Annotated in this window: 17 protein-coding genes; 5 read left to right on the top strand and 12 right to left on the bottom strand. The window is 58.4% G+C overall.

The features are described from left to right. Positions 1-4: 4 nt before the first annotated feature. Together F7D01_RS08035 and F7D01_RS08040 are read right to left on the bottom strand one after the other, a co-directional pair. Positions 5-1,474 (bottom strand): multicopper oxidase family protein, encoded by a 1,470-nt coding sequence (locus F7D01_RS08035; protein ID WP_215227145.1) that lies wholly within the window; start codon positions 1,472-1,474, stop codon positions 5-7. A 275-nt stretch (positions 1,475-1,749) separates the two neighbouring features. Then, positions 1,750-2,373, bottom strand: a complete 624-nt coding sequence (locus F7D01_RS08040; protein ID WP_215227146.1) for an isoprenylcysteine carboxylmethyltransferase family protein — start codon at positions 2,371-2,373, stop codon at positions 1,750-1,752. Between the two features lie 456 nt (positions 2,374-2,829). Between F7D01_RS08040 and F7D01_RS08045 the strand changes: the two genes are divergently transcribed. From F7D01_RS08045 to F7D01_RS08060, 4 genes are all read left to right on the top strand, one after another. Next, complete coding sequence (locus F7D01_RS08045; protein ID WP_215227147.1) at positions 2,830-3,273, top strand: CBS domain-containing protein; 444 nt, start codon at positions 2,830-2,832, stop codon at positions 3,271-3,273. A gap of 98 nt (positions 3,274-3,371) precedes the next feature. Further along, complete coding sequence (locus tag F7D01_RS08050; RefSeq protein WP_054527526.1) at positions 3,372-5,936, top strand: NAD-dependent epimerase/dehydratase family protein; 2,565 nt, start codon at positions 3,372-3,374, stop codon at positions 5,934-5,936. Positions 5,937-6,071: 135 nt separating this feature from the next. Then, a complete protein-coding gene (locus F7D01_RS08055; RefSeq protein WP_215227148.1) occupies positions 6,072-6,734 on the top strand; it encodes a peroxiredoxin in 663 nt (220 codons plus the stop codon). 551 nt (positions 6,735-7,285) lie between these two features. Next, complete coding sequence (locus tag F7D01_RS08060) at positions 7,286-7,687, top strand: hypothetical protein (protein ID WP_156842684.1); 402 nt, start codon at positions 7,286-7,288, stop codon at positions 7,685-7,687. A 358-nt stretch (positions 7,688-8,045) separates the two neighbouring features. Here F7D01_RS08060 and F7D01_RS08065 read toward each other — a convergent pair whose 3' ends face one another. The 10 genes from F7D01_RS08065 to F7D01_RS08110 form a co-directional block, all read right to left on the bottom strand. Beyond that, the gene (locus F7D01_RS08065) at positions 8,046-8,213 is read right to left on the bottom strand and encodes a hypothetical protein (RefSeq protein ID WP_182849628.1); all 168 of its coding nucleotides are present in this window, start codon (positions 8,211-8,213) and stop codon (positions 8,046-8,048) included. A 162-nt stretch (positions 8,214-8,375) separates the two neighbouring features. Continuing rightward, complete coding sequence (locus tag F7D01_RS08070; RefSeq protein ID WP_156842685.1) at positions 8,376-9,728, bottom strand: rhodanese-like domain-containing protein; 1,353 nt, start codon at positions 9,726-9,728, stop codon at positions 8,376-8,378. A gap of 43 nt (positions 9,729-9,771) precedes the next feature. After that, entirely contained in the window at positions 9,772-10,476 is a 705-nt protein-coding gene (locus F7D01_RS08075) for an NAD(P)-dependent oxidoreductase (RefSeq protein ID WP_215227149.1), read from the bottom strand. 108 nt (positions 10,477-10,584) lie between these two features. Continuing rightward, complete coding sequence (locus F7D01_RS08080) at positions 10,585-11,073, bottom strand: DUF6692 family protein (RefSeq protein ID WP_009823998.1); 489 nt, start codon at positions 11,071-11,073, stop codon at positions 10,585-10,587. After that, positions 11,070-11,534 (bottom strand): DUF305 domain-containing protein, encoded by a 465-nt coding sequence (locus F7D01_RS08085; protein ID WP_008603933.1) that lies wholly within the window; start codon positions 11,532-11,534, stop codon positions 11,070-11,072. Before F7D01_RS08085 ends, F7D01_RS08080 begins: the two co-directional genes overlap by 4 nt. 70 nt (positions 11,535-11,604) lie before the next feature. Beyond that, entirely contained in the window at positions 11,605-12,021 is a 417-nt protein-coding gene (locus F7D01_RS08090; RefSeq protein WP_008603934.1) for a potassium channel family protein, read from the bottom strand. Continuing rightward, a complete protein-coding gene (locus F7D01_RS08095; RefSeq protein ID WP_009823997.1) occupies positions 12,018-12,749 on the bottom strand; it encodes a glutaredoxin in 732 nt (243 codons plus the stop codon). The genes F7D01_RS08090 and F7D01_RS08095 overlap by 4 nt, the downstream gene beginning before the upstream one ends. A 130-nt stretch (positions 12,750-12,879) precedes the next feature. Next, complete coding sequence (locus F7D01_RS08100) at positions 12,880-14,232, bottom strand: APC family permease (protein ID WP_009823996.1); 1,353 nt, start codon at positions 14,230-14,232, stop codon at positions 12,880-12,882. Between the two features lie 286 nt (positions 14,233-14,518). Next, positions 14,519-14,983, bottom strand: a complete 465-nt coding sequence (locus F7D01_RS08105; protein WP_008603937.1) for a DUF411 domain-containing protein — start codon at positions 14,981-14,983, stop codon at positions 14,519-14,521. Next, a complete protein-coding gene (locus tag F7D01_RS08110) occupies positions 14,980-15,684 on the bottom strand; it encodes a class I SAM-dependent methyltransferase (protein WP_038283671.1) in 705 nt (234 codons plus the stop codon). Before F7D01_RS08110 ends, F7D01_RS08105 begins: the two co-directional genes overlap by 4 nt. A 133-nt stretch (positions 15,685-15,817) precedes the next feature. Here F7D01_RS08110 and F7D01_RS08115 point away from each other — a divergent pair, with 133 nt between their 5' ends. Further along, a complete protein-coding gene (locus F7D01_RS08115; protein ID WP_009823994.1) occupies positions 15,818-16,114 on the top strand; it encodes a hypothetical protein in 297 nt (98 codons plus the stop codon). Positions 16,115-16,116: the final 2 nt, after the last annotated feature.

A 16,116-nucleotide genomic window follows, 5' to 3' on the forward strand; every position in this document is an offset into this window, starting at 1 on the left:
TCTTTCAGTTAACTTGAATGGTGGCCATCATTCCTGCGGCCTGGTGTTCGAGAATATGGCAATGGAACATCCAGTCGCCCGGGTTGTCCGCTACGAATGCGATCTCGACGCGCTCTTCGGGCGCCATGAGCACGGTATCCTGCCACTCGCGATATTGTGTCGGCTGTCCATTGCGCGACAAGACACGGAAACTGTGGCCATGCAGATGGATCGGGTGCCACCACGCAGTCTCATTGGTCATGTCGAGGAGAAGCGTGGTCCCTCGCGCGGCGGAAATAATCGGATCGTGAACATGGCCGCTCGCCGAAACACCGTTGACGGTCCAGCCCATCATTCCTCCGGACATCATTCCCGAACCTCCCATCCGCTCCATCATCATGCCGGAGCCGGTTCGTTGTTCGTTCCTCGCGTCAGAGCCGCTGGCTGTTCGCCCCGTCATGCCCATCATCCCGCCACCGAATATGATCCGGTGACGCTCGGCCGTTGCCAGTTCGGGTTCGGCGAGAGCGTTGGGCGGTAGCGGCGCGGGGTCGGGCAGGCGTCTTTCCCTGACCTCTTTGCCCTGACACTCGAATGTGGTGAGTTCGTATTCCAGTCCATCATAGAAGACATCGCGCAGTGAATGCCGGGTCCCGGCGGGATAATCGAAATCGACGATCAGATCCGCCCGCATTGCCGGCCCGAGAAGCAGGGGCGCGCTTAGACGGTGAGGCTCGACGGGCTGGCCGTCGAGCGCGACGACCATTGGATCGAGTTCACCGAAATCGAGCCCGAAGATGCGGGCATTGGCAGCGTTCACGAGCCGCAGCCTGATCCGCTCATTCGGCCTCGCGATCAGTGGTGCCGCCGGCTTTCCGTTGATAGTGATCGTGTTGCCGATCCGGCCTGCCATCATCGCGTCGTGCCGACTGCCGAACCCTCCACTTATTTGCCCCTGGTCATTGAGCCTCCAGTCGTCGAGCATCCAGACGAGGTCGCGATCGACCTGCGGCGGATCTGCCTCTTCGATAATGAGCGGTCCGTAGAGGCCGCGACCGACCTGCTCGAAGCTGCGCTGATGGGGATGGTACCAGAAAGTGCCCGCATCCTCCGGCGTAAAGGCATATCTGAACCTTTCGCCGGGCTCCACGGGGGGCTGGGTGAGGTGGGGAACGCCATCCATCGCGTTGGGAACACGAACGCCGTGCCAATGGATGGTTGTTTTTTCCTCGAGAGCGTTTTCCAGCAGGACCTCGAAGGCCTCTCCCTGCCCAAGCCTGAGAGCAGGACCCGGTACCGAGCCATTGTAACCCCACACCGGTATTTGAGAGGCTTCGCCGACGAGTGGCGCGCTGGTCGTTCCGGTTTTGAGGACGCGGCGGCCGGCGGTTGTGCTGGCACCCACCGGCGTTCTACCTCCGGCTCCCAGAACGGCGGCCAATCCGCCGCCAATGGCCAGAGCACCGGAACCGGCGAGGACCGCGCGGCGCGTCAATCGTGATTCTTTTGATTGCATAGAAAGCATCTCCGCAGCGCCAGATTAAGGTTCGACCCACAATGTAGTCCTTCCCATCATGGGAAGGTCAAGGCGGCCCATTGGACATCAGCCGTTAAAGGCACGGAAGACCCCGAAACTTCTCTGTATGAGGACGCGCAGGCAGGTGCAGGACAATTATCCTCCACCCCGAAATTTCACGCCTACCGTTCGCCGGGTCCAGCGCCGTTTCTCTTGATATGGGTATGCAGAGTTGGCGCTTGGCCCAGGTCCCGTTAGCTTCTTGGCTGCTGCGATTTCTTGGCCAGCTCTTTCCAACGACTGGGGCGTGGCAGCAGCATTGGGACCTTGCGCATATAAGCGCGATACTCGTCGCCAAATTTACGGATCATGCCGCGTTCTTCCTTGCGCGCGAGAAGATAGTAGGCAAGCACGATGACCGGGAAGAGAACGACCGAAAAGATTGTCGGCCAATGAATGACGCCTTCTCCGAACAGAGCGAGAAACAGCCCGGTATACTGCGGGTGCCGTACGAAACGATATTGTCCATCGGTGACAAGCCGGTCATCGTGACGCGCCTTATAGACCGCGCGCCATCCGTGAATGAACATTCCCACGCCGATGATCGCTAGCGAGTAGCCTACCAGCATCGAGACAAACATCCCGGTTTCGCCCAGACCCACGAGTGTCGACCACAGATTGGCGCTGATATACTCCCGGTCTAGTCCGAACGTCCGTATGAGCACATAGACTGTCAGCGGAAAGCCGAACATTTCAGCGTAGAGGGCGATGATGAAAGCCTGCACGAGGCCGGCGCCGGTCCATTCGCGCGGGGCGAAGTACCGGTAGAAAACCCACGATACGATGACGACCATGATCGCCGCTAAACCCCAAGCCATCGGTCTTTCCCCCTTCGCTTGCCTATGCCGACAGGGTTTCCTGTCTTGCGTAATGCAGCCCGCTGCCACGAAGTTCTGGCATCGCCACAGACCCGAATATGCTGGGTCGAGTTCCGTAGCTCCAAACCGAACAGCCTACGAAGATCCACTCACCGGGCCCTGGCCCCACGGTGCCGCTTGCCATCGTTGGAGGGTCAGGAGGTATTTGCATCGAGCACGAATAAACGTCTCTATTGAGACAAACCAATGCTTGATCGTTTCAGCCTTGGGCCATGGAAACCGACCCGGCGCCAGATTGTTGGAAGTCTGGAATCTCGCAAGCCGGCCTTGACCTTCCAATGATGGCAAGCACTAGGTTTGCTGGACCCGATGATTCGATGCGGCGGTCACGTCCTCCATTTGCTTAGGCGGAGATGGCTTCCCATTGAACGGAACGCCGAACTTTTGGAGAGACAGATGAAAACCAGCGAAATTATGACTAGCGATCCGGCATGCTGCAAGGAAAACCAAAGCCTTCAGGACGCCGCCAGGCTTATGATTGACAATGATTGTGGGCAAATTCCGGTCGTCGACGATGAAGGTGGTCTTGTCGGCGTGATCACGGATCGCGACGTGTGTTGCAGGGCCGTGGCCGAGGGAATGTCGGCGAAGACACGCGTCGGAGACGTGATGACCCGGTCGGTTGTAAGCGTTACCCCCGACACCTCTCTGGAAGACTGTCTAGCATCCATGGAGAAAAACCAGGTTCGCCGTGTCCCGGTTATCGACGATGACGGGAAATGCTGCGGCATGGTTTCGCAAGCCGATGTCGCCCGTACCGGAAGCGATGCGAAGACGGCCGAGCTCGTGCAGGAAGTTTCCCAGTCACGCGCAGATGGGAAATCCTCCGGCTGTTGTTAGGGCGGCGACATGCAGCAGCCGCTCCTTGAAGGGAGCGGCTGCCGTCTTCATCGTACCGAAGTCGAACATCTTCCGGCTACCAAATCGAGGGCACTCCCATGGACAAGCGTATCGTTCTGATTACAGGCGCGAACGGATATATTGGGCGCGCGCTGACGCAGCGCCTCGGCAGGACATATCGCGTGATTGGTCTCGACCGGTCTCCCGTCGAGGATAATCCCGATCTCGCCGCTTCTTATTCGATAGATCTCGCCGATGACGCGTCCGTGTCTGCTGCCCTCGAAAAGGTCAGGGACGATTTCGGAAACGAGCTTGCTGCCTGTATCCATCTGGCCGCCTATTTCGATATCACCGGCGAGCCCAATCCTCTCTACGAGAAGGTCAACGTTGAGGGTTCACGCCGACTGATCACGGCGCTGCAGGCCTTCGACATCGAACAGTTCATCTATGCAAGCTCAATGCTTGTACACGAGCCCAAACCGCTGCCGGGCGTACGTATCGACGAATCGAGCCCGCTCGGACCAACCTGGCCTTACCCCCAGTCGAAAGCCGACGCCGAGCAGGTACTGCGCGAGAACCGTGGCGACATTCCGGTTGTGTTCCTGCGGTTCGCCGGAGTCTATGACGATAAGGGGCACTCCGCCTTTCTCGCCGAACAAATTGCCGGTGTCTATGAGCACCGCGTGTCGGCGCATCTGTATCCCGGCATGTTGTGCGCAGCGCAATCGGCACTGCACCTCGAAGATCTGACCAGAGCGGTAGAGCGTACAATTGCAAATCGCGCTGACCTCGAGGGCGAGACGCCGATACTTGTCGGCGAGCCCGAAACGCTGGGCTACGCCGAGATTCAGGACATCGTCCATTGCCGGATCCACGGCGAGGAATGGACGACAGTGCGCATTCCAAAGAGCGTGGCGAAACTGGGCACGTGGATCGAGGAAGAAGTCCTTGGCCATGACGGATTCATCAAGCAATGGATGGTCGATGATGCCAACGCTCACTACATCCTTGATATCTCCCGTGCCCGGAACCTGTTGGGGTGGGAGCCAGAACATTCGCTCCGCGACACGCTTCCGACCATCATCGACGCGTTGAAAGCCGACCCGCAGGACTGGTACGAAACGAATAAGCTGAACACGTCCCGCGTGGCTTGGCATCCAAAGAGTTCGGATGCAGGGAAGACCGAACCGGCGCGGCCCCAATCGCATGACACCGATATGGCTCATGATGGGCACCAGATGGACGGCGACATGCACGACATGGACGGCCCCCAGCGTGGTACCCGCTGGACGCAGTTTGCTGTCATCGGGCTCGGTCTGTGGCTCGCTGCAAGTCCGGGTGTCTATGACGTCGTATCCGCCGATACTGCCCGTGCGTCGGTCGTAGCGGTCACTCTGGAGCGGGGTTTGCCATCGATCGAATGGCGGGCCAACGCTCTTGCCCTAAGCGATATGCTGAGCGGGATCGCATTGATGATCTTCGGCGCGATGTCGCTTTCGAAGCGCACCGCCTGGTTCGGACAGTGGGCGACAGCCTTCATTGGCATCTGGCTGCTTTTCGCGCCGTTGTTCTTCTGGAGTCCGAGCGCGGCCCAATATCTGACCAATCTGCTTGTCGGTACACTGGCGATCGCATTTTCGGTGCTGGTGCCAATGATGCCCGGCATGAGCATGGAAGGGATGATGGACAAGAAGTCCATCCCGCCCGGGTGGACCTACAGTCCCTCGACAGATGCCCAGCGATTCCCGATTGTTGCGATGGGCATTATCGGCCTGTTGATATCGCGCATGCTCACCTCCTACCAGCTGGGCCATATCGATGTGGCGTGGGAACCGTTTTTTTCCGGATCGCTCGCCGATCCCAAGAACGGGACCGAGGAAATCATCACTTCGGATGTATCCAAGGCCTGGCCGATCCCGGATGCCGGGCTTGGCGCGGTCAGCTATGTGCTCGAAATCCTGATGGCGGTCATGGGAACCCGCGCGCGCTGGCGCACGATGCCGTGGATGGTCACCTTTTTCGGCATTCTGGTCATTCCGCTGGGCGTGGTCAGTATCTACTTCGTGATCATTCAGCCGATCATGATCGGAACGTGGAGTACGCCGGCTCTGATCGCTGCCCTTGCGATGCTCATCATGATCCCGTTCTCGCTCGATGAAGTCATCGCCATGGGACAGTATCTCTACTGGTCGAAAAAGGAAGGCAAACCGCTTATCCGAACCTTCTTCAAGGGCGGCGCAGTGTCACACGGCGAAATCGACGATACCGACTATATGACCGATGCGCGCTCGATCTGGAACAACACGGTGCGCGGCGTAACCTTCCCCTGGACCCTGATGGCCAGCACGGCTCTGGGAGCCTGGCTGATGCTGACAAGGATCACGCTTGGCAGCGAGGGCGCGATGGCCAACAGCGATCACGTGGTGGGTGCTTTGGTGATTACGGTGGCAATCATCGCGACTGCGGAAGTCGCGCGCGCCCTCCGCTTCATCAATGCTGCATTCGGTGCCTGGCTTGTCGCAGCGCCATTCCTCCTTGCGGGGGCGTCGTCTGCCGGAACGGTGGCGTCGGTTGTGGCCGGCCTGCTCTTGATCGGACTGAGCCTGCCTCAAGGCAAGCGTAGCGGTGAGCATTATGCTGGCTGGGATCGGTTTGTCGTATGACCGGTTGACCCGAGCAAAGCGGATCTGGTGCCCATCCTTGAGGAACAGGATGAAGACGAGGTCGGACCCGCATTCTTCTCAGAGCATCGCTAGTAATGTGCCCTGAGTTCCCACAAGATAAATAGGAGTATCTACATGACCCTTTCAATTGGCTCGACAGCCCCCGACTTCACAGCTCAGACCACACAAGGCAGCATTCACTTCCATCATTGGATGGGTGACAGCTGGGCAATCCTCTTTTCCCATCCCAAGGCATTTACACCGGTTTGCACGACCGAGCTTGGTTACATGGCCGGGCTCGGCGAGGAATTTGCCAAACGCGGCACTAAGATTATCGGCCTGTCGGTCGACAGCAGCCAGGATAATCGCGATTGGCTTCCCGATATCGAGGAGGTGAGCGGAAATAAGGTCGACTATCCCGTGGTCGGCGACAGCGACCTACAGGTCGCCAAGCTTTATAATATGCTGCCGGCCGACGAAGCGGGTAATGCGGAGAGGCGAACCGCAGCCGATAACGCCACCGTCCGCGCTGTCTATATCATCGGGCCAGACAAGAAAATTCGCGCCGTGCTGCTTTATCCGATGAGCAGCGGGCGGAATTTCGATGAAGTGCTCCGGCTGCTTGATTCGGTGCAACTCACCGAACGCAAGGGTGTAGCGACGCCGGTCAATTGGCAGAAGGGTGATGATGTGATTATTCCGCCTTCCTTGTCGGACGAAGATGCGAAAGCCAAATATCCCGATGGCTGGGACGAAAAGAAACCGTATTTGCGTGTGATCCAAGAACCGATCGACTAATTGCGCGAACAGGTTGCCAGCAATTGCATGTCGGCGTGAATATAGCATGCTCATGCTAGAATTTGAGCGCGTCGCCACACCTGCGAGTGGATCTATCTGTTCGATATATAGATTGGCAAGAAGCGTAAGCGATTAGGTGTACGGTAAAACCAAATCCGGTCCCGATCGGTTTTCTCCTCGTTAATCGAATGGCGGCCCCACCTCCCCCTGAACCCTGCGGATCGCAGGTGTCCCGGGGCCGTTCAGGAACCCCGCGCTTCACCCAACCCTGGCGCGGGTTCCGTCTTTCAGGTACAATAGCTGTTGAGCGCGGCTATGTTGGTCAAAGGACTGCGGCGTCCGCCGAGCTTGGACACCTCAGCTGCGTGACGGGGTTGAGGAGCTGTCAGTGTGACGCAATTGACCTCGACCTTCAATTGGTGGAGGGCTATGCCACATCGGCGAAATACAATGAACCCTCGCGTGTGAAGCCTCTGTTCGAACGAGTACTATGGCAGACCTATTTGAAGACTTCATATGGGTAAGGGCCGTTCGTGGTTGCTAGTCGCTTGATGGCCGAACCGACTCATGCTGTCGAACCACTACCTTTGCACGACGGCAAGACGACCGTTGTGAGCGTCATAAGCAGTTCGGCTGCTGTTTTGGCAGCTTGCTCTTGCTGCATTCTACCGATGGTGCTGGTTGCCGCCGGGCTGAGTGCGAGCCTGAGCAGTGTTTTGGCGCCTCTGGGTTCGCTCCATTGGCCAATGACCGCATTTTCGATGATTGCGGTGGCGGCTAGTTGGCTCATTGTTCTGCGCAAACATCGGCACACGAGTCATTGCCACTCCCGGGCCGCAGTTAAATGGCTCAAGAACCGTCAGATAATTTTGCTCCTGGTTGCAACCGTGATGAGCTTCATCGCGGCCGCCTGGGGCTATTTCGAGCCAACTCTCATGAAAGCATTTATGTAATCCGAGGTTCTGAGAGAACGACACTCGGATTGGCTCCTTTTACTGCGATAGCGAAACTTTGCGGGGATCTATAAAGCGCGACCGGACAATGAGGGTTCAGACGATCTTCTGCGCGCAACGTCCTACAGACAAATGCGCCTTGGCAATGTTCGAGGGTAAGCATTTTCGGAATCGAGCGAAAAAAAGCGGTCTTAATTGCGACAGGTTCAAAAAAGCTCCCCAATCCCGAAGGACTCCAATTCGATTGTCATCCCGATGTGGTTCTGATGATAGCCTCCCCGGTTCGTTCAAATGATTGGGAATGCGGATAGCGCGCAATAGCCCGCACATGGCTCCGCGGTGGCCAAGGCAATCCAACCTATCCCTGCGGTGATTTCCCGCCGAGCTCGTGCAGTCGCTCGACAGCATCTTCAGAGCAATTTCCGCATTTCAGATTGGTAGGCACGGCCACGTCGATTTTTTCAAGGTAGGGCAGGTCCAGCACGGCCCTGATCTGCTGAAATTCGAAAAAGTGAGACATCGCCATTCAAGCGGGGGTTGCGTTTGCCTGCCTGTATGATCGTCGAGACGCGCCCCCCTGCACAATCAAGCGCAGGATAGACCAGCGTGTCTTCCGGTAGGCCAAACAGCTTTCGCGCACGGCCCTGAAGGGATCGCGGGTTGGCCATTTTCGAGGTTTTCCAGCTTTTTAGCCCTGCGCGTTTGTCCATGCGCCCATGGAGCCCAGATAGACGTCGAGGTGTTTGAAGCCTTGGCTTGCGAGCCAGCCCGCTGCTACGCTCGCCCTCATGCCGCTGGCGCACATCAAAGTGTAATGACGGTCGCGATCGAGCTCTTTCCAGCGGGTGTTGAGCTCGCCGACATAGACATGTTCGGATTCATCGATGCTGCCTTGCTGCCGTTCGTCAAGGGCGCGCACGTCGAGCAAGGTCCAATCTTCGCTGTCCTCAGCGAGCCTGCGTGCGACTTCCTCGGTGTCGATCATGGCAATACTTTGCATCGCTTTGCCCTGTGCGGCGGCTGGGATCACGCCGACATAGCCGCCGACAATATTATCGAGACCAATGCGCACCAAATGCGCCATAGCTTGAGCGAGCTCGTCTTCTTCGGAAGCGATTAGGGCTATCGTGTCGCCTTCGCTGATGAACCACCCGGCAAAGGCGGGTATCATTCCCACTGGAAGGCACACGGCACCCTGCATATGACCGGCGGCATAGGCGAGCGGCTCGCGTACATCGACCAGATGATCGGCGCCGCTCTCGCCGAGGTCTTCCAGCCCCAGAAGCCTTGGCCGCATGACTCGCGGCGCGGCATTGGCGCCTTCGAGATTGAGCCGCTCCATTAGCCGAAAATAAGGTGGCTGGTAATGATGCTCTTCTACCTTCGCCTTGATGAACTCGTCGCGGTCAGCAATGCGCAGCCGCGGGTTGTTGCGCCGCTCATGGCCGATTGTCGAGAATTCCCGGTCTGCCATTCCGGACCCGCAAACCGATCCGGCACCGTGCGCCGGGTATATGATTGTCTGGTCACCCAGAGCGCAAATCTTTTGCAATGAATCGTACAGGAGGCCCGCGACCTCCCGCGCGCGCTCGGGATAGAAATCGGTTCGGCCGACGTCGCCCACGAAGAGCGCATCGCCGGTGAACACGCCGACCGGTCCTTCGGGATAATCGTCGTCGTGAAAGACGAAGGCGAGATGATCGTCGGTGTGACCGGGGGTTTCGAGCACTTCGACCCTGATCTTACCGATCTCGAAAACGTCGCCCTCTCGCGCGGTGTCGGCGAACACAACCTCATCCGCAGGGTTTGGACCGTGCAGAACGCGGGCACCGGTCATTTTGGCCAGTACCGGCGATCCCGTGATGAGATCCTCATTCCTGTGCGTTTCGAAGATATGCGTGATCTCCAGCCCTTCGGCGCGGGCTCGCTCGAGATATATCTCGCAGTCGCGGCGCGGATCGATGACCGCTGCCTTGCCCTGCGAACCGATCAGATAGGAAAGGTGCGAAAGGCCGGGGGTCTTTATCTTCTCAAGCAGCATATCTTACCTCGTTGTTGGAATGTTTCCGCAAGTCCGCATCGATCTAGTCGATCCCGAGTTCGGCCTTGAGCGCCGAGACGTTCTCGAAGCGGTCTTCTTCTGGCCGGGCGATAGCGGGTTTAGCGTTGACCCAGGTGTTCTCGCAGACGAATTCGAGCATCGCTGCCGCGAGGTCGGCGTGCCTGCAGCGAAAGCAATCTTGGGCAAGGCGCTCGTCGGTAATGACGGCTTCACCCGTATAGGGTTCGTCGAGGAGCCAGCCCGGTCGCGCAGCCGTCCATTTCAGGCCTTTCGCGCGCTCCAGAAGATCTTCCATGGCGCGCATCTGTTCGAGAATATTGTGCAAGGCTGGTCTTGCTGTGAGCTCGAACCATGCAGGAACGCTGGGCTGCGGCTCTACGAACGCCGCCGATATCACGACGATCCGGGAAATGCCGGTCGCCGACATCGCTTCCACAAGCCTGCGGGTTCCCTCCGTGTAAAGCGGAGGCGGATCGATCGCCGTGGATGGGCTAAATCCTATACCGAGTGCGGAAATAACAGCACGGCAACCTTCGAGCTCGCTGCTGAAGTCGTCATTGAGTACATCGCACTGGTGGTACTCGACGTTGTCGACCCGGTCCGATGGTTCGGGCAAGGTGTGCTCGAACGCTCGAACTTCGATGCCCTTGTGAACCGCATGGCGCAGTATTTCCGTGCCGGTCTTTCCTCCGGCACCGAAGACCGCAAGGGGGGCTGCATCGCTCACAGGCTCAGCTTCCACTGTAGCACCTCATTATAAATTCGGCCGCGCGTGCCGGGCCGAACATGATCATAGAGCGGGCACCGACGCACGCTGGCGCCCGCTCGCTCGTGTTCACGCCTCGCTGTTGCCGCAGGTCGTGTACCCCCAGAACCCGAACTCGTCCTTCATCCGAGGTCCGGCGACGATGAGTTCCTGCATCTGCAGGCCCGCGTCTCCTTCGTCATCGAGAAGGCGCGTGCGGATACGAAGCTCACCATTCGCATACTCACCCGAGGCGCTTGCTGTGACAGGGATCAGCTTGCCGTTGATCTTGATCGCGCCGCCACCGCTGTTGTCGTAGACGAACGACGGAAACGCGACCTCAGTCAGGCGAAACTGACACGTGTTCTCGGCTCCCAGCGTGGCGAGGTCCGCGTCGCTCATGGTCTCGGGCAGCATGAGGCCCGGGCTGAGGTTGGCAAGAGCGCTCGCAGCACTCTCTATCGGCGCCGCAGTTGCCGGGGGATCGAGCTGTGCTTCGCGATCATTGCCGACCGCGGTATTGGTGTTGCAGGCCGCCAGAGGGAGGGCTGCAAGCGTCAGGATTGCGATCTTGTTCATTGCTGCATCTCCTCGGGCAGGCGTTCTTCGGTGCGCGGACCGTTTTCCTCGATGTCCTGGATGAGATATTTCATCTCGGCGATCTCGCGCCGCTGCGCGACGATGATGGCCTGCGCGAGTTCGCGAACCCGCGGATCCTTCAGGCTCGCCCTCTCGCTAGTCATGATCGCGATCGAGTGGTGCGGGATCATCGCGGCCATGTATTCGGTATCGTCCACCGTGGTCTGGCTGCGTACGAGCCATAGCGCGAGCGCGAAGACGACGGCTCCGACACCCAAGATGATGAAGTTCTTGGTCCGGTCCTTGTACATGCCCCACATGAAGAGAAGCATGACCACCATCATCATCGCGCCCATGACGAACATCATCCAGAAGCGCGTCTCGCTCCAGAAAACGTCGTCCATGTCGAAGCTGTTGGCATACATCAGGAAGAACATGATCACGGTCGAGGTCGATACCATTGCCATGAACCGCCAGTAGTTGCCGCCCCCTCCACCTTTTTCGTGTGCATCGTGCCTAGCTTCAGCCATATCAATTCTCCTTTTCGCTCATGGTTTGATAGACATATTGGGCGGTGCAACTGATCATCAGGAACCCGGTAAGGGCGGCGATGCCGGAAATGGCGCGCATGTGCCCGGCGGGCAGAATATCGCCGAGACCGACCGTCGAGATCGTGATCAGCGCGAAGTAGTAATAATCCATCCAGCTGTTGATGACGTCCTTCTCGAGCCCGCCAAGGCCCCAGACGGAAGCGAGATACATTCCGCCCGCGAATATGCCGGCGATGACCAGATGGCTGAGAAGAACGAGGCTGGAGCCTGCAAGCAGCCGGAAATGGCGTGGGTCCTTGCCTGGCGGAGAAACGGCTTTCGCCCCGCGCAGCATCAACATGTGGAAGTAGAGAGAGATCGCGAACAGCGCGAAACCGAGAAGCAGTGCCCAAATCATAGCGAGACCCAACCCAGGGCCTTGGCACCCATCCAAAGACCCATACCGATCATGAACAGGTTCTCGGTCAACGATACGAAGCCGAGCGGCACGTTGCTGCTTCCGCCGACGCAAGCGCATTTCAACTCGCGCTTGTCGATGTAGACCGCCTTGAACACGCTGACCGCGCCGACCGTCCCTATGAACAGCGATACCGGAACCGAGACGATCGGAAGCGCGTGCGCGACCATTAATATTCCAGCCAAACCCTCACCGAACGGATATAGAAATCCATATCGTACCCAGCGTCGCGCCAGCAGATCGTAGTTGAGGAACATGGTCGAGAAGCTGCGCACGTCCTGCAACTTCTGGATCGCGAGCAAGGCCATCGATAGGCTGACAAACCATTCGACCGCTTCCACCGTGAAAATCGTGTCGAAAACGTACCAGCTAATTGCCAGACCCAGGAGGAAAGCGACGCCGAAAATGGCAATGACGGGCTGGTAGCTGGTCTCGTCATCACCGGCTTGCGTTCTTTTCTTGCCGACATGCTCACGGACATCGTCGTAACCTCCGATGCGCTTCCCGCCGATGAAGGTTTGGGGGGTGGTTTCTACCCCATGCTGCTCTTTGAACGCATCGGTCTCCTCGCGCGTTTTCAAATGGTGGTCGTCCACCTCGAAACCTTCGCGTTTGAGCAAATCGACCGTTTTCAATCCATACGGACAAACGTGGTCCGGCATGACCATTCGGTAAACGGTGGCAGTTTTAGTCGTCACGATATGCTCCGTCTTGAATTTCTTTTGATCCGCGAACTTGGCGCCTCGATCCTCGTCGGCTTTTGGTCGCTGCCTTTGCGCTCGTGTTCTACTAACGGGGTCATCGCCTCTCTTCCGCCGGTCTTTCTGAAGCGGAGTCCATCGCTTGCGAACGCCTGGACAAATAGAACCATTCGGCGATGAAAACGGCGGCAATGCCTGCGACCGCATAGGCGACGACCGCAGGGTCGGTTTTGAGCTTGGCGAAGGCAAAAGCTGTCAGGACTACGCTGTCCGCCACGAGTGCCGACCATAGCACCCAGGCACGCGCACCGATCTCTTCCCGCAAACCGCGCAGCACGCCCCAATGCACAAGCATGTCCATTACGAGATAGAAAAATGCTCCGAGCGAAGCGATCCGCGACAGATCGAACAGGACCGCGAGCGTGCCGGCAATCACTACGGTATAGACCAGCATGTGACTGCGGATCGGTCCGCTCATGCCGAAATGGCTATGCGGGATCATCTTCATCTCGGTCAGCATCGTCAGCATTCGCGAAACGGCGAAAACACTGGCGATGACACCCGAGGTCGTGGCTGCGATCGCGATTGCGACTGTGAAATAGAAGCCAAGCTCTCCGAGCGCGGGGCGCGCAGCTGCCGCAAGAGAGTAATCGCGCGCCTCGGCTATTTCTGAAGTGCTGAGGCTGGCGCCGACCGCCACCGCGACGAGAAGGTAGACGACCACGCATACTGCGATCGAAATGATAATGGTTCTGCCGACATTCCGATGCGGATCGATGATTTCGCCGCCGCTGTTGGTGATGGTGGTGAAACCCTTGAAAGCGAGGATCGAGAAAGCGACCGAAGCGAGCAACGCGTCGAGGCCCGAAAGCGCGACCGGCTCTGCGAAGGCACCGCCTGAAAATCCGGTGGCCCAGATCGCCGCAATTGCGAACAGGGCGATGCCGCCGATCTTGATTGCCGACATAATGAGCGAAAACCCGCTGACCGATTTGTTGCCGGCAGCATTCACGAAATAGGCGAAAACGATGAGGGCCAGTGCCGCGACGGAGACCAGAATGCCGCTGCTTTCGAGCCCAAAGGGCCGCAAGGCATAGGTCGCGAAGGTCCGAGCGACCAGGCTTTCGTTGATGACCATCGACAGCGCCATCAGGAGCGATGCCGATGCTGCAACGACGCCCGGTCCGTAAGCCTTCTGAAGGATCATCGCGATGCCGCCAGAGGAGGGCCAGCGGTTCGACATCTTGATGTAGCTGTAGGCGGCAAGCGAGGTAACCAGCGCGCCGACTATGAAAGAAAGCGGAAATAACGGTCCAGCCAGTTCGGCAATCTGGCCGGTCAGTGCGAAGATACCTGCGCCAATCATGACGCCGGTCCCCATCGCGACACCGCCCAGCAACGTTATCGAGCCCGCATTCTCGCTATGTTGATCGTCGCCATCTGTCTGCAAGTCTTTCCCCTGTCTATGTCATCCCGTCCGAGAAGCATCACGACAAGCAGTACGTTGGGCAGAGGTTCACCCCTTAAAAAGATCCAGCATTTCTGACCGAGCTTTTGACTATCGCATTTCTCCTATTTCGTGCGTGCTGCAATCATACAAATTGGAAGGGTCCGGGACTGTGGGGGCAGCCAGCCCGGACCCGGCGAGAAGTTCGACAGGCTTCTGTGTCGCTTCCCGCAATTAGTCCTCATCGCCTGCAACCTTTCATGCCGACGCATGGAGTGGCTTCACCCCCTTACGGAAAGGACGCGAAGACGCTCTGTCCGGTTGGGCCAAAGGCGATGACGTCGTAAGGCTGGATCCGGTTTCCGGCCTCCATGCCGGGCGATCCCAGAGGCATTCCCGGAACCGCGAGGCCGGCAACGCCGGCGGGCCGTTCGCGCAAAAGCTTGGCGACGGCTTCTGCAGGCACGTGACCTTCGATGATGTATCCATCGACCTCCATCGTATGGCATGACCATAACTCTTGGGGTACGCCCCGCGCGGTCTTGATCGCCGCCATGTCGTTGCTGTCGACCGATGCCACCTTCGTGTTCATCCCGTCTTCGACATGGCCTGCCCAGTTGAGACAGCACCCACATCCTGGATCCCGGAACATCGTATAGGTCGCTGCCTGAGCCACGTTCGAACAGGCTGCCAGCACGAGCAAGGCCGCGCCGCTAATCGATCGCCGGAGCAGCGAAGGCTTTTTCAAATTCATTGTGCAATTCCTTTCTTGTATCCGCGCCATAGCGAGATCGTCCCGGTTGCCGTCGGGAACCGTTGGAGCAGGCATGGCTCGGTGAAGATTTCGGCGAACAGTTTTTCGACTTCGCCGTCGGCGCTGGGCTGCGTGTCGCTTATGCCGTCAAGAGACTGGACGGTCGCCCGGAAGAGGCTCCGCATGAGTGGGCTATCCTGCTTCATATAATCGGAGATCAACACGGTTCCGCCTGGCACGAGCAAGCTTTCGATGGTTTCCAGGATTGTCTGCTTCTTGCGCAAGGGGACCTGGTGCAGGACGAGGCTGCTGACGATCTTGTTCGGCTGCCACCCTGCGGGTAGCTTGAGGCTTTCGAGAAAGCCATTGTGCCATTTCACGAGATCGGCTCCCGCGCCAAACTTGCGCCGCGCAAGCGCGAGCGCATCCGGGTCGGGTTCGACACCGATCAGACCCGCTTCCGGACAATCCGTCATCAAGGCCTTGAGAAGAGTGCCGGTTCCGCTGCCAACATCGATCACCCGGTCGCCGGGGACAAGGTGCAGCTCTTCGACAATCCTTTGGCGCCAGAGATGTTCGCGGGTGAACAGACCGATCGCCCGGTCGTAAAGCGGCGTCAGAAAGCTCTTGCCAAGAAGAGGCGTAAATTCGCCGTGATCTTCAGGTGCGGTGATATTGCTCACGAGTTGGTTTCCATTCATCCCGGGTTCGACCCGATTCTGACAGACCCGTCTCGATTACGTATGGTGGTGGACATTCCCTCAAAAAAAGAAGTTTAAGGGATTGTGCAGGCGAGCGCGTATAGGACACGTGCAACCCACAGGAGTTTTTCGGATGCGTGACAATCACTCTCTTGATGCGGTGCTCGGAACCCTTTCCGCCACCGGCACCAGCGAGGTCCCCGCCGACTTCATGGATGGCGTTTGGCAGCGCGCCGGACAGCTTGGCGAAATCGCCGACCGACGCCGCCGGACGGCTCTGTTCGTCGGTCTGTTCGTCGTCGGGCTTGGAGCTGGCGCCGGAACGAGCGGTTGGCCCGGCGGCTATGGCACGTCTTCCGCGTCATTTGGCGAGAGTCTTATCCTCGGCGAACAGCTGTCCCCATCGGCGCTCCTCCATGTGGAGCAATAGGG

The sequence above is a fragment of the Erythrobacter sp. 3-20A1M genome (assembly GCF_018636735.1).
Classification (GTDB): Bacteria; Pseudomonadota; Alphaproteobacteria; order Sphingomonadales; family Sphingomonadaceae; genus Alteriqipengyuania.